The following is a 20,137-nucleotide window of genomic DNA, read 5'->3' as shown; positions in this document are numbered from 1 at the left end:
CCACGATCGTCACGTCGGCGTTGGCGCCGACCCGGACCAGCAGCCGACCCCAGACCAGGTCCTCGACGGACTCGCCGTGCAGGTGCAGCACGACCGGATCGGGGATCGCCGCCTCGGCGGGCACCTCCAGCAGCATCGCCCGGCCGGCATTGGCGGCGGCCAGGGCCGACGGGCGGTCGTTGGGGGCGAGCTCCCCGAGCGCCAGGACCTCCTCCGCCGCCACCTCGCGCAGGGTGACCCCGTCGGGCACCGTGGTCTCCCAGGTCAGGTGCGCCTCGGACGCCGCGCCGTCGAGGATCCCGCGCAGCCGCTTGAGCGGCGTGAACCGCCAGATCTCCTCGCGACCGCTCGGGACCGGGTGGTCCTCGAGGTCGTAGGACGCGGGCGGGTTCAGGTGGCTCTCCACCCGATCCACCTCGAGGGCGGACGACACGCTCTCGCGTGCCACATCAGTCACAGTCATCTATCAGCTTCCAGCTTTCAGAACAGTTCGAGTAAGCGATCCGAGTTGCCGAGCCAGCGGCCTCGCACGTCCTCGCCCTCCGCAACCACATTCGTGGGGCACTCGTCCCGTGTCACAGAGAGGGGGCCAGCGCGGCGGAGCGTAGCGACGACGCGCTAGCCCACTGCCCCCTCCATTTGGAGCTCGATCAGCCGGTTGAGCTCCAGGGCGTACTCCATCGGCAGCTCCTTGGCGATCGGCTCGACGAAGCCGCGCACGATCATCGCCATCGCCTCGTCCTGCTCCATGCCGCGCGACATCAGGTAGAAGAGCTGGTCGTCGGAGACCTTCGAGACGCTCGCTTCGTGGCCCATGGAGACGTCGTCCTCGCGGATGTCGACGTAGGGGTAGGTGTCGGAGCGGCTGATCTGGTCGACCAGGAGCGCGTCGCAGAGCACGTTCGACTTCGAGCCGTGGGCGCCCTCGTTGACCTGGATCAGGCCGCGGTAGGACGTCCGGCCGCCGCCGCGGGCCACCGACTTCGACAGGATCGAGGAGGAGGTGTGCGGCGCCGCGTGCACCATCTTGGCGCCGGCGTCCTGGTGCTGGCCCTCGCCCGCGAACGCGATCGAGAGGGTCTCGCCCTTGGCGTGCTCGCCCATCAGGTAGACGGCGGGGTACTTCATGGTCACCTTGGACCCGATGTTGCCGTCGACCCACTCCATGGTCGCGCCGGCCTCGCAGGTGGCGCGCTTGGTGACGAGGTTGTAGACGTTGTTCGACCAGTTCTGGATGGTCGTGTAGCGGCAGCGCCCGCCCTTCTTCACCACGATCTCGACCACGGCGGAGTGCAGCGAGTCCGAGCTGTAGATCGGCGCGGTGCAGCCCTCGACGTAGTGCACGTAGGCGCCCTCGTCGACGATGATCAGCGTCCGCTCGAACTGCCCCATGTTCTCGGTGTTGATCCGGAAGTAGGCCTGCAGCGGGATGTCCACGTGCACGCCCGGCGGGACGTAGATGAACGAGCCGCCCGACCACACCGAGGTGTTGAGCGCGGCGAACTTGTTGTCGCCGACCGGGATCACGGTGCCGAAGTACTCCTGGAACAGCTCCGGGTGCTCCTTGAGCGCCGTGTCGGTGTCGAGGAAGATCACGCCCTGCGACTCGAGGTCCTCGCGGATCGAGTGGTAGACCACCTCCGACTCGTACTGCGCGGCGACGCCGGCGACCAGGCGCTGCTTCTCCGCCTCGGGGATGCCGAGCCGGTCGTAGGTGTTCTTGATGTCCTCCGGCAGGTCCTCCCAGGTCGCCGCCTGCTTCTCGCTGGACCGCACGAAGTACTTGATGTTGTCGAAGTCGATCGTCGACAGGTCCGAGCCCCAGGTCGGCATCGGCTTGCGGTGGAAGAGCTTGAGGCCCTTCAGGCGCAGGTCGAGCATCCACTGCGGCTCGTTCTTCTTCGCCGAGATGTCGCGCACGACGTCCTCGTTGAGGCCGCGCTGCGCGGATGCGCCGGCGACGTCGGGGTCGGCCCAGCCGAAGTCGTAGCGGCCGATGCCCTTGAGCTCCGGGTTGAGTTCTTCGATGGAGGTCATCTGCTGACGTGCTCCTTCTTCTCGGTGGTCGTGGGCTTCTCGGCGGTTGCGGGAAGGTCGGGGATGCAGGTGGTGCAGACGCCGTCGCCGTGGGCGATGGTCGCCAGTCGCAGGACGTGCCGGCCGAGCACCTTGCTGATCGCCTCGGTCTCGGCCTCGCACAGCTGCGGGAACTCGTGCGCGACGTGCGAGACCGGGCAGTGCTGCTGGCACAGCTGCTCGCCGACCGGCACGTCGCGCACGGCGGCGGCGTACCCCTCGGCGGTGAAGACACGGGCGAGCACCTCGGCCGAGCTCAGGTCGGGGTGGTCGGCCGCGAGCCGGGCGAACCGGTCCGCGATGAACGAGGCGCGCCGCGTCGCGAACTCCCGGACGGCCTCGGTGCCGCCGGTCTCGGAGAGGAACCGCAGTGCCTGGACCGCGAGATCGTCGTACTGCTGGTCGAAGCCGTCGCGGCCCGCCTCGGTCAGCGCGAACAGCTTGGCGGGCCGGCCGCGGCCACGGCCGCCGAGGCTGCGGGGTTCGCGCGCCTCGACCGCGCCGTCCTCGACCAGCTGGTCGAGGTGGCGCCGCACGGCCGCCGGCGTCAGGTCGAGGCGCTCGGCGAGCGCCGCGGCGGTGGAGGGTCCGTTGTCGAGGATCGAGCGGGCCACCCGCTGGCGGGTGGGCTGGTCGTGCCCGGCCGGCGCCGTGGGAGCTGGGACCTCGTGGAATTCCACAACGCCAGTGTGCCGTTATTGCCCGAGGCCGTTCAAGTAAGGGCACCCTTACCCTGCGGGGGCGTTTGGGGATCCGGCGAGCATCGGTGACACTGGATCGCATTCGCGCTGCAACGACGCGGCGACCGGCCGATCCGAAGGTTATGCCGATCCGCATGCTCGACCGCCTCCGTCCCCGCGTCCGCACCGTCCTCGGCTCGCGCACCCTGCTCGTCCTCGGCGTGCTGGTCAGCGTCCTCGTCCCCGTCCTGACCCTCCCCCGGCTCCCGGAGGTCTCCGTCTGGCCGGTCCTGGCAGGTCTGCTGCCCTGGGTCGTCGGCAAGTACGTGTGCTGCGCGCTGCGCTGGCGCGCCCTCACCGACGCCGTTCTGCCGCGCCGCTGGTTCCTGCGCGCGTACGCCGAGTCGGAGCTGCTCGGCCTGCTCACCCCCGGGCACGTGGGCGCCGACCTGTGGCGGCTCAAGCGCCTGACCGGGGCGGGGCTCGGCCGCGGCGACGCGGTCCTCAGCGTCGGCACCGACCGACTCGTCGGTGCCCTCGGCCTGGCGGCGTTCGTCGCGTTCGCCGGTACGGCGCTGCCGATCGGGCTCATCCTCCCGGTCGCCGGGCTGTCCCTGGCCGCCGTGCTGGCAGTCCTCGTGCTGCACCGGGTGCGGCCCGGTCTCCTGCCCAGCCGCCCGCTGCCGCCGCCACGCATGCTGGCCCACGGGCTCGTCCTCTCGGCCGGCTACCAGCTCTCGATCGCGGCGCTGCTCGTCGGCACGATCGCAGCCACCGGACACACGGTCTCTCCGCTGGCCGTGCTCGGCGCGTTCGGCGCCAGCCAGCTCGCGGGCGCCGTGCCCGGCCCCAACGGCGCGAGCCCGCGAGACGGCGCGCTCGTGGTCGCCCTGGTCGCGGCGGGCGTCCCACTCGGTGCGGCCGCCGCCGCGGTGTCGATCAAGGCCGCCGTGGCCTGGGTGCCCGCGCTCCTCCTCGGCGGCAGCAGCCTGCTGGGCCGGCGGCGCGAGGCGAGCGCCGTACCCGCCTGACGGCAGGGACTTCCCCGAGGCCGGTCCTCCGGGACCGGCCAGGGTCATCCCCGAGGGCGATCAGGACCTTCGCCTCGCGACGCGGCGAATGCGCCGCGGCATGATCGGAGCTGGGCCACCCCCGGACGCCGACACCCGAGCGTAGGCAGGAGGCCGGGTGATGTTCATGCCGCGCACGACCGTGCTCCGGCACCCTCGCGTGCGATGGGTCCTGGGACAGGTCGCGGTCGTGCTGGTCGGCGTCTTCTTCTACTTCCAGGTGCGCGGGCTGACGGCCTCCGGCCGGTCCGTGGCCGTCGACCACGCCCACGACATCCTGCGCCTGGAGGAGCGGGTCGGGCTCGACGTCGAGACCACCGTCCAGGACCCGGTCGCCGACTCCGACGCCCTCTCCACGCTCGCGAACTGGATCTACATCTGGGGCCACTGGCCGGTGATCGCGGTCACGATGGCCTGGCTGGTCTGGCGTCACCGCGAGATCTTCCTCCGGTTGCGTGATGCGATGCTGGTCTCGGGCGGCATCGGGCTGCTGATCTTCATGTCCTACCCGGTGGCGCCACCCCGCCTGGTGGATCCCCACCTGGTCGACACGGTCACGGAGCGCTCCTATGCCTACCGGGTGCTGCAGCCGCCCAACTTCGTCAACCAGTACGCCGCGATGCCGAGCCTGCACGCGGGCTGGGACCTCCTCGTGGGCATCTCGATCGTCACCGCCGCCGGGGCCCTGTGGGTCCGCGTGGTCGGCTGCGTGCTGCCGGTGCTGATGGCGTTCGCGGTGGTCGCGACCGCCAACCACTACGTCGTCGACGTCGTCGCCGGCCTCATGCTCGCGATGGTGGGGTACGCCGCGGCCGTCGCCCTCGAGAGCCGTCGAGGGCGACGGGGCCGGAGCGCGGGCCCGCGCGAGACCGGCCGGGCCGCATGACCCTCCTCGCGATCGCGCACCGGGCCGGCAACTCGCTGGCCGGACTGCACGAGGCCAACCTGCTCGGCGTCGACGTCATCGAGTGCGACGTGCACGCCTACCGTGGCCGGCTCGAGGTCCGGCACCTCAAGACGGCCGGTCCGCTGCCGTTCCTCTGGGACCGCTGGGAGCTCGCCTCGGCCGCCGCGCCTCGCCTGGGACTCGATGAGCTCCTCGACGCCGACCGGCGCGGGTCGCTGTTCATGCTCGACCTCAAGGGGCGCACCGCGGCGACCGGACGAGCGGTCGCCGAGCTGCTGCACGCCCGGGCCGACCGGCACCCGATCCTCGCCTGCGGACGGCACTGGCCCGCGGTCGAGGCGGTCGGGGTGCTCGACTACGTCCGCCCGGTGCTCTCGGCGCGCAATCGCGCCGAGCTCGCGGCCCTGCTCCGGCGGCTCGAGCGGACCGAACGACCGGCGCCGTACGGCGTGTCCGTGCACCGCTCCCTGCTGGACGCCGCTACCGTCTCGCGGCTGCGGCGTCGCGTCGAGGTCGTGATGACCTGGCCGATCGACGACGTCGGCTGGCTCGACCGGGTGGTCGACCGGGGTGTCAACGGCGTGATCAGCAACGAGCCCGAGATCCTCGCGGAGGTCCGCCGTCGCAGCGGCTGACCCGTCGAGGCGTCGGCACCGGGCGCTCCCTACACTGGCCCGGTGCGCGCGCCCGACCCAGCCGTCCCCGCGGTCTCGGTCGACGGCCTGGAGATGCGCTACGGCGACAAGGTGGCCGTCGACGGCCTTTCGCTGAGCGTGGAGCGCCACACGATCACCGCGGTGCTCGGTCCCAACGGCGCCGGCAAGACCACGACCCTCGAGACCTGCGAGGGCTACCGCAAGCCCCAGGCAGGCAGCGTGCGCGTGCTCGGCCTCGACCCGGTCCGCGACCGGGCGGCCCTGCTCCCCCGGATCGGCGTGATGCTGCAGGGCGGGGGTGCGTGGAGCGGCGTGCGTGCCCGCGAGATGCTCGACCACGTCGCCCGGCTGCACGCGCACCCGCTCGACACCGACCTGCTCTCCGACCGGCTCGGGCTGGCCGACTGCGGCAAGACGCCGTACCGCCGCCTCTCCGGTGGCCAGCAGCAGCGCCTCGGTCTCGCGATGGCGCTGGTCGGCCGCCCGGAGATCGTGTTCGTCGACGAGCCCACCGCCGGCATGGATCCCCAGGCCCGCCGGACCACCTGGGAGCTGCTCGAGGAGCTGCGCGGCGACGGCGTGACCGTCGTGCTGACCACCCACTACATGGACGAGGCCGAGCGGCTCGCCGACCGCATCCACATCATCGACCACGGCCGGATGATCGCGTCCGGCACGCCGCTGGAGCTCACCCGGGGCGGCACCCACGCGACGATCCGGCTGGTGGTGACCCGGCCGTTCCCGCCCGGGTCGCCGGACTCCCTCGCCCGCGTGCTCGGCGAGCACACGGAGGTCCACCAGCTCGACGCGCTCAGCCTGATGGTCACCGGCCCGGCCGACGCCTCGACGCTGGCGAAGGTGTCGCGCTGGTGCGAGGAGAACGAGGTGCTTCCGGAGTCGCTCACGCTGGGTCAGCGCAACCTGGAGGACGTGTTCCTCCAGCTCACCGGTCGGGACCTGTCGTGAGCGCGTCGACCGACCGCACGGGCGGCACGTTCGCACCCCGGCCGGGCGCGGCTCCCCTGCACCGGCAGGTGCTGGCGCAGGCCGCGATGGAGTCGCGGCTGATGCTCCGCAACGGCGAGCAGCTGCTGCTGGCCGTGGTGATCCCGGTCATCGTGCTCGTCGGCGGCGTGGCCGGGGCCGACCGGGTGGGCCTCGACCTCGAGCACGCCGCGGTCGACGTCTTCGCCCCCGGGGTGCTGGCGCTCGCGATCATGTCGACCGCGTTCACGTCCCTGGCGATCGCGACGGGATTCGAGCGCCGGTACGGCGTGATCAAGCGACTCGGGTCCTCGCCCCTGCCGCGGTCCGGGCTGCTGGCCGGCAAGATCGGCGGCCTGCTGCTGATCGAGGTGCTCCAGGTGCTGGTGATCTCCCTGGTCGCGCTGGCGCTGGACTGGGATCCGCGAGCCGGCGTGCTCGGCGCGATCCTGGCGCTGGTGCTCGGCACCGCCGCGTTCGCCTCGCTCGGACTGTTCATCTCCGGGGTGCTGCGCGCCGAGGCCACCCTCGCCGCCGCCAACCTCGTCTACCTGCTGCTGATGGCGGGCGGTGCGGTCGTGCTGCCGGCCTCGGCGTACGGCGCCTTCGGCGACGTGGTGCGCTGGCTGCCGTCGGGCGCCCTCGGCGACGCCATGCGCGACGCGCTCATCGACGGCTCGACGGCCTGGACCGACCTGGTCGTGCTGCTCGCGTGGGCGGTGGTCGGCACCGCCCTGACCGCCCGGACCTTCAAGTGGGAGTGATGGACCGACTCATCGACCGGCTGCGGCACCTCGACGACTGGGTGCGGGGCTGGGGCTGGGCCTCGCTGGTGGCCAACGGCATGCTCGTGGTCACCGGCGGCGTCGTGCGGCTGACCGGCTCCGGCCTGGGGTGCCCGACCTGGCCGCGCTGCACCGAGGAGTCGCTGACGCCGCACGGCGCGTACGACGTCCACTCGATCATCGAGTTCGGCAACAGGATGCTCACCTGGGTGCTGGTGGTGGTGGCGGTCGGCACGTTCGTGGCCGCCTGGCAGACCGGGCGGCGCGACCTGCGTCGGATCGCTCTGGTCATGGCCCTGGGCATCCCCGCCCAGGCCGTGATCGGCGGGGTCACGGTGCTCACCGACCTCAACCCGTGGGTCGTGTCGCTGCACATGCTGCTCTCGATGGCGATCGTCGGCCTGGCGGTGCTGTTCCTCGAACGCCTCGACCGGCTCGGTCCCGCCGTACCGCCTCGGGGCGCGTTGCTCGGGCTCGCCTGGACCACGTTCGGCGCCGCCTGGGCGGTGTTCTACGTGGGCACGGTCGTGACCGGCTCCGGCCCGCACGCGGGCGACTCGGCCTCCAAGCGCAACGGTCTCTCCGCGCTCCAGATGAGCCAGCTCCACGCGGACCTGGTGTTCTTGTTCGTCGGCCTGACCGTCGGCCTGCTGTTCGCCGCCGTCGCGACGGGAGCGCCGGCCTCGACCAGGAGGGTGATCCTCCTCCTGCTCGCCATCGAGGTCGGCCAGGGTGCGATCGGGTTCGTGCAGTACTTCACCGACCTGCCGGTGGTGCTGGTCGGGTTCCACATGCTCGGCTCCGCCCTCACCTCGGCGGCCGTCACCTGGGCGCTCGTGAGGGTGCGCGAACCCCGGGAGCAGCTCGCGCTGGCCCGCGCCGCGTGACGCCGCGGGCGCCGAGCCCGATGAGGATCGGACGGCGCCGGCTGCCCGCGACTCCCGGGAACGAATCGACAGCGGCCGCCCGTACCCCCGTGGACGGGCCGGCCGCCGTCACCTCTCAGACGTCGCGGCGCCCGGGGAGGTTGCGCCCGCGCACGACAATTCTTCGACGAGTTAGTCCCGGCCCGGGACGAATGGTCGGGTCGGCTTCGGCGGGTCAGCGCGAGATCAGCGGGTCGAGCGCGACCGCGACGAACAGCAAGGACAGGTAGAGGTTCGAGGAGTGGAACAACCGCATCGGCTGGATCACCGACAGGCTCTCGGTGTCTCGCGAGCGGGCCCACATCCGGTGCGCCTCGAGCAGGAAGAACGCCCCCAGCACGCCCGCGGCGACGGGGTAGAACGCCCCGGTGTCCGCGACCGGCCACAGCAGGAGCGACGTCGCGACCATCACCCAGCTGTAGATCACGACCTGGCGGCCGACCTCGCGGGCGGGGACGACGACCGGCAGCATCGGGACGTCGACGTTCGCATAGTCCTCGCGGTAGCGCAGGGCCAGCGCCCAGGTGTGCGGCGGGGTCCAGAAGAACACGACCGCGAACAGCACGACGGGCACCCACGAGAGCGACCCCGTCACGGCCGTCCACCCGATGAGGGCCGGGAAGCAGCCGGCCAGGCCGCCCCAGACGATGTTCTGCGTGGTCCGGCGCTTGAGGAGCATCGTGTAGACGAAGACGTAGAACGCGTTGGCGGCCACCGACAACAGCGCGGAGAGCGGGTTGACCCACACGTAGAGGATCACCGTCGACAGCACGCCGAGCACCGACCCGAACACCAGCGCGGCGGCCGGTGAGACGATGTGGCGCGGCAGCGCCCGCCGGCGGGTACGACGCATCTGCTCGTCGATGTCACGGTCGTAGACGCAGTTGAACACCGACGCGGACCCGGCCGAGAAGGCACCCCCGACGACCGTCGCCACCACCAGCCACAGCTCGGGGATCCCCCGGTCGGCGAAGAACATCACCGGCACGGTCGTGAGCAGCAGGAGCTCGATCACCCGGGGCTTGGTGAGCCCCACGTAGGCCGCCAGCACGTCCTTGACGGTCGCCCGCTCGGCCGCGGACTGCTGGGCAGCAGAGGCCGAATGGCCGACGTACGTCACAGGGGATCCTCGGGCGGGGACAGGGGTACCGACAGGTAGCCGGACTGCCGCGAGTCTATCCCGAGGGGTGAGTAGGCTCAGGTGTGGCCGATGACCTCGGCGCTGACCCCGAAAGGATTCCTGTGACCGACACCGCTGCGCTCGACTGGACCGCCCTCGACGAGAAGGCGGTGGACACGGCCCGAGTGCTCGCGATGGACGCGGTGCAGAAGGTCGGCAACGGGCACCCCGGCACGGCCATGAGCCTCGCGCCGGCGGCGTACCTGCTGTTCCAGAAGGTGATGCGCCACGACCCCGCCGACCCGCGCTGGATCGCGCGCGACCGGTTCGTGCTCTCGGCCGGCCACTCCTCCCTCACGCTGTACGTGCAGCTGTTCCTCGGCGGGTTCGGCCTCGAGCTCGACGACCTCAAGGCGCTCCGCACCTGGGGCAGCAAGACTCCTGGACACCCCGAGTACCGGCACACGGCCGGCGTCGAGACCACGACCGGACCACTCGGCCAGGGCGTCGGCAACGCGGTCGGCATGGCGATGGCCGCCCGCCGGTTGCGCGGGCTGCTCGACCCCGACGCCGGCGACGGCGCCTCGCCGTTCGACCACCGCATCTACGCGATCTGCAGCGACGGCGACATCGAGGAGGGGGTCAGCGGCGAGGCCTCCTCGATCGCCGGCACCCAGCGGCTGGGCAACCTGACCCTGATCTACGACGCCAACAAGATCTCCATCGAGGACGACACGAACATCGCTCTCAGCGAGGACGTCGCCGCGCGCTACGAGGCGTACGGCTGGCACGTCCAGGTCGTCGACTGGACCAACGGCGGCACGGAGTACCGCGAGGACGTGCACGCGCTCTACGACGCGCTCCGCGCGGCCGAGGCGGTCACGGACCGACCCAGCTTCATCGAGCTGCGCACGATCATCGCCTGGCCGGCCCCCAACCTGCAGGGCACCGGCAAGTCCCACGGCTCCGCGCTCGGCGTCGACGAGGTGGCCGCGACCAAGAAGGTCCTCGGCTTCGACCCCGAGCAGACCTTCGAGGTGCCGGCGGGAGTCCTCGAGCACACCCGAGCGCTCGGCGAGCGCGGCGCGGCGGCCGGGGCCGCCTGGGACGAGGGCTTCGCGGCGTGGCGCGAGCAGAACCCCGAAGGCTTCGACCTGCTGATGCGGCTGCGCGACCACGAGCTCCCCGAGGGCTGGGCCGACGACCTGCCGGTGTTCGAGGCCGACCCCAAGGGTGTCGCGACCCGCAAGGCCTCCGGCCAGGTCATCAACGCGATCGCCCCGCGGGTGCCCGAGCTGTGGGGCGGCTCCGCCGACCTCGCGGAGTCCAACAACACCACGATCGAGGGGGTGCCGTCGTTCCTGCCGGCCGACCGCTCCTCCAAGATGTGGCAGGGCGACCCGTACGCCGGCCGGGTGCTGCACTTCGGCATCCGCGAGCACGCCATGGGCTCGATCATGAACGGCATCGCGCTGCACAGCGGCACCCGCGTGTTCGGCGGCACGTTCATGACGTTCTCCGACTACATGCGCCCCGCGGTCCGGCTGGCCGCGCTGATGGGCCTGCCGGTCACCTACGTGTGGACCCACGACTCCATCGGTCTCGGCGAGGACGGCCCGACCCACCAGCCCATCGAGCACCTCGCCGCGCTGCGCGCCATCCCCGGCCTCGACGTGATCCGGCCGGCCGACGCCAACGAGGTCGCGGCGTGCTGGAAGGCCGTCCTGGAGCACACGGACCGGCCCTCGGCGCTCGCCCTGACCCGGCAGAACGTGCCGGTGTTCCCCCGCGATGAGGACGGCTTCTCCGGCACCGCCGACGTCCACCGCGGCGGCTACATCCTGCTCGACGCGCCCGACCTCGACGGCGCCGGCGGTCAGCCCGACGTCGTGCTGATCGGCACCGGCTCGGAGGTCCAGCTCGCCGTCGAGGCGCGCGAGCTGCTGGCCGCCGACGGCATCCGCGCCCGGGTGGTCTCGATGCCGTGCCGCGAGTGGTTCGCCGCGCAGCACGAGTCCTACCGCGAGGCGGTGATCCCGCCGATCGTCAAGGCCCGGGTCTCCGTCGAGGCGGGCATCGCGCAGGGATGGCACGAGGTCGTCGGGGACCACGGCCGGATCGTCTCGATCGAGACGTACGGCGCGTCCGCCGACTACGCCCGGATCTACCAGGAGTACGGCATCACCGCCCAGGCCGTCGCCGACGCGGCCCGCGACAGCATCCGGGTCAGCACCAGCTGACCCACCCGCGGCACCGGCTCCACCGCCCTGCGCACCACCGACCACCTACATCGGAGGAACCATGAGCGACCGACTGAGAGCACTGACCGACGCCGGAGTCTCGATCTGGCTCGACGACCTTTCCCGAGAGCGGGTCGAGTCCGGGAACCTGGCCGAGCTCGTGGCGGACAGATCGGTGGTGGGCGTCACCAGCAACCCGACCATCTTCGCCGCCGCGATCGCCGAGGGCGAGCGCTACGACGACCAGGTCGCCCAGCTCGTGGAGAAGGGCGAGCCGGTCGACCGAGTGATCTTCGAGCTCACCACCGAGGACGTCCGCAACGCCTGCGACATCCTCCGGCCGGCGTACGACCTCGACCACGCCGACGGGCGGGTCTCGATCGAGGTCGAGCCCGACCTGGCCAACGACACCGAGGCGACCATCGCCTCGGCACGGGCGCTCTGGGCGGCCGTCGACCGGCCGAACGCGCTCATCAAGATCCCCGCGACGAAGGAGGGCCTGCCGGCGATCACGGCCGCGACCGCCGAGGGCATCAGCGTCAACGTGACGCTGATCTTCGGCGAGGAGCGCTACCGCGAGGTCATGGACGCCTACCTCACCGGGCTCGAGCAGGCGCGGGAGGGCGGCCGCGACCTCGGCGCGATCCACTCCGTGGCGTCGTTCTTCGTCTCGCGTGTCGACACCGAGGTCGACAAGCGCCTCGAGGCGGTCGGCTCGGAGACCGCGCTCGCACTGCGCGGCAAGGCGGCCGTCGCCAACGCCCTGGTCGCCTACGGCGCCTTCGAGGAGGTGTTCGGCTCGGAGCGCTGGCATGCCCTCGAGGCCGCGGGCGCCAACCGGCAGCGGCCGCTGTGGGCCTCCACCGGGGTCAAGAACCCCGACTACGACGACACGATGTACGTCCGCGACCTCGTCGTCGCCGAGACCGTGAACACGATGCCCGAGAAGACCCTCGACGCGTTCGCCGACCACGGGGAGGTCCTCGGTGACGTCGTGACCGGCCGGGCCGGCGCAGGCGCCGCGATCCTCGAGCGCCTCGGTGAGGTCGGCGTCGACTTCGCCGACGTGCTCGTCGTCCTCGAGACCGAGGGCGTCGACAAGTTCAAGAAGTCCTGGACCGAGCTCACCGAGACCGTGTCCGCCCAGATGAAGAAGGCATCCGCATGACCGACACCGCTGTCCCCGCCGAGGGCTGGCACATCGCCCGCGGCGACCACCACGAGCTGCACGTCGGCTGCGGCGACAAGGCGGCGTACGTCGCTGCCCTCCGCGCACTCGTCGAGGACAAGGTCGCCAGCCGGCTGGCCGCGCGGGACCACACGCTGTGGGGCCCCGCCGCCGAGGACGAGGCCGGCAAGAGGCTCGGCTGGGTCGGCCTCTCGGAGAGCTCCCGGTCGATGATCAGCGACATCGCCGAGCTCGAGGTCGAGCTGCGCGAGCAGGAGATCTACCGGGTGGTGCTCTGCGGGATGGGCGGGTCCTCGCTCGCCCCCGAGGTGATCTGCCAGTGCGACGAGGTCGAGCTGGTCGTCCTCGACTCCTCCGACCCCGACTTCGTCCGCGCCGCGATCGAGGACCGGCTCGAGGAGACCGCGGTCGTCGTCTCGAGCAAGTCCGGTGGCACCGTCGAGACCGACAGCCAGCGCCGGGCCTTCGAGAAGGCGTTCGCCGACGCGGGCATCGACGCGACGAACCGGATCGTCGTCGTCACCGACCCCGGGTCGCCGCTGGAGAAGTCGGCCCGCGAGGCCGGCTACCGCGTGTTCCTCGCCGACCCGGAGGTCGGCGGCCGCTACTCCGCGCTCACCGCGTTCGGGCTCGTGCCGGCCGGGCTGGCCGGCGCGAACGTCGCCGAGCTCCTCGACCAGGCGGAGGCGATCCGCCCCGCGCTCGAGGCCGACAGCGTCGACAACCCGGGCCTGCGCCTGGGCGCGCTGCTCGGCGTCGCCAACCTCGCGGGCGCCGACAAGCTGGCGCTCACCAACGTGGGGGCGCCGTACGTCGGCTTCGGCGACTGGGTCGAGCAGCTCGTGGCCGAGTCCACCGGCAAGGACGGCAAGGGCATCCTCCCCGTGGTCGTCGACTCCCTCGACTCCCCGAACTTCACGCCCAGCACCTCCGACGAGGTGCTCGTCGCGTTCGGGCCGGCCCATGCCCAGCGGGCCGACCAGATCAAGCCCGCGTCGGGTTGGGGCGCCACCGTGGACGCCTCCCTCGGCGCCCAGATGCTGCTGTGGGAGTACGCCACGGCGGTCGCGGGCCGGATCATCGGCATCAACCCCTTCGACCAGCCCGACGTCGAGAGCGCGAAGGCCGCGGCCCGCGAGATGCTCGACGGCGGCGGCGCCACGCCCGAGCCGGTGTTCACCGACGGCGCGGTCACGGTCTACGCGTCGGACGGCTGGCTGCCCGACGGCACGTCGACGGTGGTCGGCGCGATCGAGGCGCTGCTCGCGCGGCTCGACGGCGAGCGCGGCTATGTCGCGGTCCAGGCCTATCTCGACCGGCACCGCGACGCCCGGTTGGCGCAGGTGCGTGACGTCCTCGCGACGCGCACGGGCCGGCCGGTGACGTTCGGCTGGGGACCGCGCTTCCTGCACTCGACCGGCCAGTACCACAAGGGTGGCCCCGCCACCGGCGTCTACCTCCAGGTGACCGGCCAACCCGTGGCCGACCTCGCCGTACCCGACCGGCCGTTCACCTTCCACGAGTTCCTCACCGCCCAGGCGGTGGGCGACGGACGGGTGCTGGCCGAGAAGGGGCGGCCGGTGCTGCGGTTGCACCTCTCCTCGCCCGGTGAGCTCGACGCGGTCCGAGGGGCGATCGGGTGACGCCGCCGCCGGTGCGGAGCAACCCGCTCCGCGATCCCAGGGACCGGCGGCTGCCCCGCATCGCGGGGCCCAGCGGGATGGTGCTGTTCGGGGTCACGGGTGACCTGTCGCGCAAGAAGATCATGCCCGCGATCTACGACCTCGCGAACCGGGGGTTGCTCCCGCCGGGATTCAGCCTCACCGGCTTCGCCCGCCGCGACTGGGCCGACCAGGACTTCGCCCAGATCGTGCACGACTCGGTCAAGGCCCACGCCCGCACCGAGTTCCGCGAGGAGGTCTGGAGCCAGCTCGCCGAGGGCTTCCGCTTCGTGCCCGGCGACTTCGACGACGACCAGGCCTTCGACCGGCTGCGCCGGACGATCGAGGAGCTCGACGAGGCGCGCGGCACCGGCGGCAACCACGCGTTCTACCTCGCGATCCCCCCGGGCCTGTTCGGCGACGTCGTCGGACAGCTCCAGGAGCACGGCCTGACCGAGCCCCGCGGGGACTCCTGGCGGCGAGTGGTGGTCGAGAAGCCGTTCGGCCACGACCTCGAGTCCGCGCGGCAGCTCAACGCCGTGCTGGACTCGGTGTTCCCGTCGGGCTCGATCTTCCGGATCGACCACTACCTCGGCAAGGAGACCGTCCAGAACATCCTCGCACTGCGGTTCGCCAACGCGATGTTCGAGCCGATCTGGAACTCCAACTACGTCGACCACGTGCAGATCACCATGGCCGAGGACATCGGGATCGGTGGCCGGGCCGGCTACTACGACGGCATCGGAGCCGCGCGCGACGTCATCCAGAACCATCTCCTGCAGCTGATGGCCCTCGTGGCGATGGAGGAGCCGACGTCCTTCGACGCCGAGAGCCTGCGGATCGAGAAGCAGAAGGTGCTCTCCAGCGTGGTGCTCCCCCGCCGCCTCGACCTGACCACCGCGCGCGGGCAGTACGCCGCGGGGTGGGCCGGCGGCGAGGAGGTGAAGGGGTTCTTGGAGGAGGACGGGATCAAGCGCACCTCCACCACCGAGACGTACGCCGCGGTCCGGCTCGACGTCGACACCCGGCGGTGGGCGGGCGTGCCGTTCTACCTGCGCACCGGCAAGCGGCTCGGCCGCCGGGTCACCGAGGTCGCGGTGGTGTTCAAGAGGGCACCACACCTGCCGTTCGCGGCGTCGTCGACCGAGGAGCTGACCCAGAACGCCCTGGTCATCCGGGTGCAGCCGGATGAGGGCGTGACGATGCGCTTCGGCTCGAAGGTCCCCGGGACCCAGATGGAGATCCGGGACGTCAACATGGACTTCGTCTACGGCGGCGCGTTCACCGAGTCCTCCCCGGAGGCCTACGAGCGGCTGATCCTCGACGTACTCCTCGGCGACCCGCCGCTGTTCCCCCGGCACGAGGAGGTCGAGCTGTCATGGAAGATCCTCGATCCGATCCTCGAGCACTGGGCACGGCAGGACGCGCAGGGCAAGAGCAGACCTGAGCCGTACGAGTCCGGTGGCTGGGGACCGGCCTCCGCGGACGCGATGATCGCGCGCGATGGACGAGTCTGGAGGCGGCCATGATCGAACTGGTGGACACCAACTCCTCCGGCATCGCCGCGGAGTTCCTCCGGGCGCGCACCCGCGCTGGCAGCCCCGCCATGGGCATGGTGATGACGCTGGTCATCGTCGTCAACGAGGACCAGGCCGAGCATGCGATGTCGGCCGCCCAGGCGGCCTCGCACGAGCACCCGGCCCGGGTGCTCGGCGTGATCCTCGGCAGTGCCCGCGGCGCGGCCCAGGTCAACGCCCAGGTCGGCATCGGTTCGGGCTGGACCGGCGAGACCGCGCTGATCCGGCTCCAGGGCGAGGTCGTCAAACATCCCGAGTCGGTCGTGCTGCCGCTGCTGCTCCCCGACTCCCCCGTCGCCGTGTGGTGGCCGTGCCACCCGCCCGACGACCCCGCCGCGGACCCGCTCGGCCGGCTCGCCCAACGGCGCATCACCGACGCCGCGGCCGCGTCGCGGGCCCGGACGAAGGCGATCCGGCAGCAGTGCGCGGCGTACACGAAGGGCAACACCGACCTCGCCTGGACCCGGATCACGCCCTGGCGTGCGCTGCTCGCCGCGGCGCTCGACCAGCAGCCTCTGAAGGTCACCGGCGCGTCCGTGACCGCGGAGCGGATCAGCCCGAGTGCGGACCTGCTCGCGGCGTGGCTCGCCGACCGGCTGAAGGTCGACGTCGCCCGGTCCAGCTCCGAGGGGCCCGGGATCACCGAGGTGGTGCTGGAGACGCGCGAGGGTCCGATCCGGATCACGCGCACCGACGGCAAGCTCGCGACGTTCTCCTCGCCCAACCGGCCCGACCGTCCGGTCGCGCTCAAGCGCCGGGACCTGCCCGAGCTGCTCGCGGAGGAGCTGCGGCGACTCGACGAGGACGACGTCTACGCCGAGACCGCGCGAGCGCTGGTGAAGCGGGAGAGCCGGTCGTGACCGCGGTCCCGCGGGTCGAGGTCCATCCCGACGCCGGCGCCCTCGCGACCGCGGTGGCCGGTGAGCTCCTCAGCCGACTCGCCGACGCCCAGGCCGCCGGCGGCCGGCCGCAGATCGCCCTCACGGGCGGCACCATCGCCGAGGAGGTCCACCGCGAGGTCGCGCGGCTGGCTCCGGGCTCGGACGTGGACTGGTCCGAGGTGGTCGTGTGGTGGGGCGACGAGCGGTTCGTCGCTCCAGACTCCCCCGACCGCAACGCCGGCCAGGCGCACGCGGCGTTCCTCGACGCCGTCGGGGTCGACCCGGCGAACGTGCACGAGATGCCGTCCACGGCCGATGCCGCGGACGTCGACGCCGCGGCGACGGCGTACGCCGCGACGCTGCGCGAGCACGGCAGCGGGGAGTTCGACGTGGTGATGCTCGGCATCGGACCGGACGGCCACATCGCGTCGCTGTTCCCGGGCTTCGCCCAGCTCGACGTGACCGACCGGATCGCGGTCGGTGTCACCGGCTCGCCCAAGCCTCCACCGGAGCGGATCACCCTGACGTTCCCCGCGCTCAACCGGGCCCGGTCGGTGTGGTTCCTGGTCAGCGGCGACGGCAAGGCCGAGGCCGTGGCGCGGGCCCTCGGCGGCGCCGACGTCCACGAGATCCCCGCCACCGGCGTCTCCGGCCACGAGGAGACCATCTGGTTCCTCGACCGCCCGGCCGCCTCCCACCTCTGAGGGCCGAGTCGGCGCCAATGCAGGCCGCCAGGGTGCCGAGTCGGCGCCAATGCAGCCCCCAGGATGCCGAGTCAGCGTCCCTGGCGGTCGTCATCCACAGGCGACGGTGCCGTGGGGTGGCGGACTGCCCCCAGCGGGCATAGCGCTGCCATGGACATCACCAACATGATCATGGCCCGCAGCGTCGCCGGAGAGCTGCCCCTCCCGCCCGACCAACCGTTCACCCACCAACAGGCCATCGCAGCAGGGCTGACGCGTCACGAACTCGCTCGGCTCACTGGCGAGGGCCTCCTTAGACGCCCCATCCGGGGCGTCTATCTCCCCACCGAGGCAGGCGACTCACGAGAGTTGCGAGTCGCCTGCCTGAAGCTGGTGATCCCGGAGGATTGCGTCGTGGTCGATCGTCACGCCGGGTGGCTCCTCGGCGCCGAGATGGTCCTGAGGCCGGGCGAGCATCTCGAGCTACGGCCGCTCTCCGTCTTCCGCCCCTCCGGCAATGGTCGTCTCCGCAACGACCTCACCGACAGCGGGGAGCGGAACCTGACTCCTGACGACATCACCGAGATCGGCGGCATCCGCGTGACCACGCCGATCCGGACGGCCTGGGACCTCGGCCGGGTGCGGTGGACCGACGACGCGATCTCAGGGATCGACGCGATGCTGCGCCTGAACGCGTTCAGCCGCGAGGAGTTCCTGGAGGGCATCGAGCGCTTCCGGGGCATGCGCTGGGTCACCACTCTGCGGGCGATCGCGCCACTCGGCGACGGACGCAGCGAGTCTCCCGGCGAGTCGGTGCTCCGGCTGCGCTGCATCGAGGCGCACGTTCACGTCGAGCCGCAGGTCGAGGTCTTCCGCGACGGCCGGCTGGCCGCACGGCTGGATCTGGCCGACGAGAAGCTCCTCTCCGGCTTCGAGTACGACGGGGACGAGTGGCACAGCACGCCCGAGCAGATCGCGCACGACCGCAAACGGCGAGGCGAACTCGTCGACGACGGCTGGCTGATCCCTGCCTTCGGCAAGGAGGACGTGTTCGGCCGTCAACGAGCGTGTGACGCAGTCATCCGGGGGACGGCTCGCGAGGCGCGGGCTCGGCGTGGGTTGCGGCTCAGCTGACCTGCACAAGCGCCGACTCGGCACGCCGTCGGCCTGCATTGGCGCCGACTCGGCAGCCCTGACATCTGCACAAGCGCCGACTCGGCACTGCTGCTAGAAGATGATGTCGCCGGACTTGCGGCGCGAGCGCAGCAGCTGCAGGGCCTCGTCGAGGATGTCGGCCGCCTCCTGGTCGGAACGTCGCTCCTTCACGTACGCCAGGTGGGTCTTGTACGGCTCGATCTTCGGCGCCGGGGGCGGGTTGTCCGAGTCCATGCTGGCCGGCAGGCCACACTTGGGGCAGTCCCAGGAGTCCGGCACCTGCGCCTCGACCGAGAACGTCACCACCGAGCGGTGCTCATGGGCGCAGAAGTACGTCACGGCCTGACGCGGCGCAGCCTCGCCGCGCTCCGCCTCGCCCATCGGGCCGGCCCCCACCCGGCTCCCGCGAATAGCGTTTCCTCCACCAGCCACGGAACGGATCCCTTCCTCGAGTTCTCAGTAGGCGAGCAGGAGCCCGAGGGCCACCACACAGGCAAACCAGATGACGCCGATCCCGATCGTAAGTCGATCGAGGTTCCGCTCCGCCACGGACGAGCCGCCCAGGGAGCTGGAGACGCCACCGCCGAACATGTCCGAGAGACCGCCACCGCGGCCCTTGTGGAGCAGCACGAGCAGGATCATCAGGCCGCTCGAGATCATGAGCACGATGGTGAAGAGCAGGGTCACGGTCGACAAGCCTACGACAGAGTCGCGCAGATCAGAGGACCGGCATGGAGTAGAAGCGGCAGATGCCGCCGAACTCGTCCACCTGCAGGCTCGCGCCGCCCACGAGGCAGCCGTCGACGTCGTCCTTGGCCATGATGCCGGCGACGTTGGCCGCCTTCACCGAGCCGCCGTACAGGACGCGTACGCCGTCGGCCGCGGCGTCACCGTGGACCTCACGGATCCGCTCGCGGATGGCGGCGCAGACCTCCTGGGCGTCCTCGGGGGTGGCGACCTCGCAGGTCCCGATGGCCCAGACCGGCTCATAGGCGACGACGAGACCGGCGACCTGCTCGGCGGTGAAACCGGCCAACGAGCCGTCGACCTGCGTGAGGCAGTGTGCGACGTGCTGCTGCGCCTGGCGGACCTCGAGGCCCTCGCCCACGCACACGATCGGGACCATGCCCGCGTCGAGGGCCTTGTGCGCCTTGGCGTTCACGACCTCGTCGGTCTCGGCGTGGTACTCGCGGCGCTCGCTGTGGCCGACGACCACGTAGGAGCAACCGACCTTGGCCAGCATGCCGGCGGAGATCTCGCCCGTGTAGGCGCCGGAGTCGTGCGTCGAGACGTCCTGAGCGCCGTACTTCACCAGAAGCCGGTCGCCGTCCACGAGCGTCTGGACGGACCGCAGGTCGGTGAACGGCGGGACGACGACGACCTCGGCACGCTTGTAGTCGTGCCGCTTGTCCGACAGCGTCCAGGCGAGCTTCTGGACCAGCACCACCGCCTCCTGGTGGTTCAGGTTCATCTTCCAGTTGCCCGCCATCAGCGGGGTGCGAGTGTTGGCCATGACGTCCTCAGGGTGTCGAGAGTGCGAGTAGGGG

19 protein-coding genes and 1 pseudogene are annotated in these 20,137 nt (G+C 71.6%); 13 read left to right on the top strand and 7 right to left on the bottom strand.

All coding sequences use genetic code 11. From position 1 onward, the window contains the following. The 3 genes and pseudogenes from VGD85_RS09695 to VGD85_RS09685 all read right to left on the bottom strand — a co-directional run. Positions 1–406 (bottom strand): annotated as a pseudogene (locus VGD85_RS09695) (Fe-S cluster assembly protein SufD); the annotation flags it as partial. A gap of 212 nt (positions 407–618) precedes the next feature. Further along, entirely contained in the window at positions 619–2,037 is a 1,419-nt protein-coding gene (gene sufB / locus VGD85_RS09690) for a Fe-S cluster assembly protein SufB (protein WP_331063246.1), read from the bottom strand. Further along, positions 2,034–2,756, bottom strand: coding sequence for a helix-turn-helix transcriptional regulator (locus VGD85_RS09685; RefSeq protein ID WP_331063245.1), 723 nt, complete (start codon positions 2,754–2,756; stop codon positions 2,034–2,036). Before VGD85_RS09685 ends, sufB begins: the two co-directional genes overlap by 4 nt. Positions 2,757–2,911: 155 nt before the next feature. Between VGD85_RS09685 and VGD85_RS09680 the strand changes: the two genes are divergently transcribed. The 6 genes from VGD85_RS09680 to VGD85_RS09655 all read left to right on the top strand — a co-directional run bounded on the left by VGD85_RS09680 (position 2,912) and on the right by VGD85_RS09655 (position 8,045). Next, positions 2,912–3,787: a lysylphosphatidylglycerol synthase domain-containing protein gene (locus VGD85_RS09680; RefSeq protein WP_331063244.1), complete on the top strand. Its 876-nt coding sequence runs from the start codon at positions 2,912–2,914 to the stop codon at positions 3,785–3,787. A gap of 160 nt (positions 3,788–3,947) precedes the next feature. Continuing rightward, positions 3,948–4,712, top strand: a complete 765-nt coding sequence (locus VGD85_RS09675) for a phosphatase PAP2 family protein (RefSeq protein WP_331063248.1) — start codon at positions 3,948–3,950, stop codon at positions 4,710–4,712. Beyond that, complete coding sequence (locus VGD85_RS09670) at positions 4,709–5,368, top strand: hypothetical protein (RefSeq protein WP_331063243.1); 660 nt, start codon at positions 4,709–4,711, stop codon at positions 5,366–5,368. Before VGD85_RS09675 ends, VGD85_RS09670 begins: the two co-directional genes overlap by 4 nt. Before the next feature lie 93 nt (positions 5,369–5,461). Beyond that, on the top strand, positions 5,462–6,355 hold the full coding sequence (locus tag VGD85_RS09665; protein WP_331063247.1) for an ABC transporter ATP-binding protein: 894 nt from the start codon (positions 5,462–5,464) through the stop codon (positions 6,353–6,355). Further along, entirely contained in the window at positions 6,352–7,137 is a 786-nt protein-coding gene (locus VGD85_RS09660) for an ABC transporter permease (RefSeq protein ID WP_331063242.1), read from the top strand. Before VGD85_RS09665 ends, VGD85_RS09660 begins: the two co-directional genes overlap by 4 nt. Next, complete coding sequence (locus VGD85_RS09655) at positions 7,137–8,045, top strand: COX15/CtaA family protein (protein WP_331063241.1); 909 nt, start codon at positions 7,137–7,139, stop codon at positions 8,043–8,045. Before VGD85_RS09660 ends, VGD85_RS09655 begins: the two co-directional genes overlap by 1 nt. A gap of 214 nt (positions 8,046–8,259) precedes the next feature. On the opposite strand, the gene VGD85_RS09650 is transcribed toward VGD85_RS09655, so the two are convergent. After that, complete coding sequence (locus VGD85_RS09650) at positions 8,260–9,204, bottom strand: heme o synthase (protein ID WP_331063240.1); 945 nt, start codon at positions 9,202–9,204, stop codon at positions 8,260–8,262. Positions 9,205–9,326: 122 nt separating this feature from the next. Here VGD85_RS09650 and tkt point away from each other — a divergent pair, with 122 nt between their 5' ends. The 7 genes from tkt (at position 9,327) to VGD85_RS09615 (ending at position 18,569) form a co-directional block, all read left to right on the top strand. Then, positions 9,327–11,444: a transketolase gene (gene tkt / locus VGD85_RS09645; RefSeq protein ID WP_331063239.1), complete on the top strand. Its 2,118-nt coding sequence runs from the start codon at positions 9,327–9,329 to the stop codon at positions 11,442–11,444. A 61-nt stretch (positions 11,445–11,505) separates the two neighbouring features. After that, positions 11,506–12,612 (top strand): transaldolase, encoded by a 1,107-nt coding sequence (tal, locus tag VGD85_RS09640; RefSeq protein ID WP_331063238.1) that lies wholly within the window; start codon positions 11,506–11,508, stop codon positions 12,610–12,612. Beyond that, positions 12,609–14,276: a glucose-6-phosphate isomerase gene (locus VGD85_RS09635; protein WP_331063237.1), complete on the top strand. Its 1,668-nt coding sequence runs from the start codon at positions 12,609–12,611 to the stop codon at positions 14,274–14,276. The genes tal and VGD85_RS09635 overlap by 4 nt, the downstream gene beginning before the upstream one ends. Further along, a complete protein-coding gene (zwf, locus tag VGD85_RS09630; RefSeq protein ID WP_331063236.1) occupies positions 14,273–15,823 on the top strand; it encodes a glucose-6-phosphate dehydrogenase in 1,551 nt (516 codons plus the stop codon). Before VGD85_RS09635 ends, zwf begins: the two co-directional genes overlap by 4 nt. Continuing rightward, the gene (locus VGD85_RS09625; protein ID WP_331063235.1) at positions 15,820–16,731 is read left to right on the top strand and encodes a glucose-6-phosphate dehydrogenase assembly protein OpcA; all 912 of its coding nucleotides are present in this window, start codon (positions 15,820–15,822) and stop codon (positions 16,729–16,731) included. The genes zwf and VGD85_RS09625 overlap by 4 nt, the downstream gene beginning before the upstream one ends. Next, a complete protein-coding gene (pgl, locus tag VGD85_RS09620) occupies positions 16,728–17,456 on the top strand; it encodes a 6-phosphogluconolactonase (protein ID WP_331063234.1) in 729 nt (242 codons plus the stop codon). Before VGD85_RS09625 ends, pgl begins: the two co-directional genes overlap by 4 nt. A 150-nt stretch (positions 17,457–17,606) precedes the next feature. Then, positions 17,607–18,569, top strand: coding sequence for a type IV toxin-antitoxin system AbiEi family antitoxin domain-containing protein (locus VGD85_RS09615; protein ID WP_331063233.1), 963 nt, complete (start codon positions 17,607–17,609; stop codon positions 18,567–18,569). Between the two features lie 93 nt (positions 18,570–18,662). On the opposite strand, the gene VGD85_RS09610 is transcribed toward VGD85_RS09615, so the two are convergent. From VGD85_RS09610 to tpiA, 3 genes are read right to left on the bottom strand one after another with little or no spacing between them, the layout of a single operon-like run. Next, entirely contained in the window at positions 18,663–19,022 is a 360-nt protein-coding gene (locus VGD85_RS09610) for an RNA polymerase-binding protein RbpA (RefSeq protein WP_331063232.1), read from the bottom strand. Positions 19,023–19,046: 24 nt separating this feature from the next. Then, positions 19,047–19,277: a preprotein translocase subunit SecG gene (gene secG / locus VGD85_RS09605; RefSeq protein ID WP_331063231.1), complete on the bottom strand. Its 231-nt coding sequence runs from the start codon at positions 19,275–19,277 to the stop codon at positions 19,047–19,049. Positions 19,278–19,308: 31 nt separating this feature from the next. Beyond that, positions 19,309–20,103: a triose-phosphate isomerase gene (tpiA, locus tag VGD85_RS09600; RefSeq protein ID WP_331063230.1), complete on the bottom strand. Its 795-nt coding sequence runs from the start codon at positions 20,101–20,103 to the stop codon at positions 19,309–19,311. Positions 20,104–20,137 lie beyond the last annotated feature (34 nt).

This window comes from Nocardioides sp. (assembly GCF_036401255.1).
GTDB lineage: Bacteria > Actinomycetota > Actinomycetes > Propionibacteriales > Nocardioidaceae > Nocardioides.
Note: the sequence above shows the minus strand (reverse complement) of the source record. Positions and strands in the feature narration are given on the sequence as shown.

Coding starts and splice junctions, on each gene's coding strand:
- sufB (WP_331063246.1), bottom strand. CDS start 2,037: ATGACCTCCATCGAAGAACTCAACCCGGAGCTCAAGGGCATCGGCCGC.
- VGD85_RS09680 (WP_331063244.1), top strand. CDS start 2,912: ATGCTCGACCGCCTCCGTCCCCGCGTCCGCACCGTCCTCGGCTCGCGC.
- VGD85_RS09675 (WP_331063248.1), top strand. CDS start 3,948: ATGTTCATGCCGCGCACGACCGTGCTCCGGCACCCTCGCGTGCGATGG.
- VGD85_RS09670 (WP_331063243.1), top strand. CDS start 4,709: ATGACCCTCCTCGCGATCGCGCACCGGGCCGGCAACTCGCTGGCCGGA.
- VGD85_RS09665 (WP_331063247.1), top strand. CDS start 5,462: ATGCGCTACGGCGACAAGGTGGCCGTCGACGGCCTTTCGCTGAGCGTG.
- VGD85_RS09655 (WP_331063241.1), top strand. CDS start 7,137: ATGGACCGACTCATCGACCGGCTGCGGCACCTCGACGACTGGGTGCGG.
- tal (WP_331063238.1), top strand. CDS start 11,506: ATGAGCGACCGACTGAGAGCACTGACCGACGCCGGAGTCTCGATCTGG.
- VGD85_RS09635 (WP_331063237.1), top strand. CDS start 12,609: ATGACCGACACCGCTGTCCCCGCCGAGGGCTGGCACATCGCCCGCGGC.
- VGD85_RS09625 (WP_331063235.1), top strand. CDS start 15,820: ATGATCGAACTGGTGGACACCAACTCCTCCGGCATCGCCGCGGAGTTC.
- VGD85_RS09615 (WP_331063233.1), top strand. CDS start 17,607: ATGGACATCACCAACATGATCATGGCCCGCAGCGTCGCCGGAGAGCTG.
- tpiA (WP_331063230.1), bottom strand. CDS start 20,103: ATGGCCAACACTCGCACCCCGCTGATGGCGGGCAACTGGAAGATGAAC.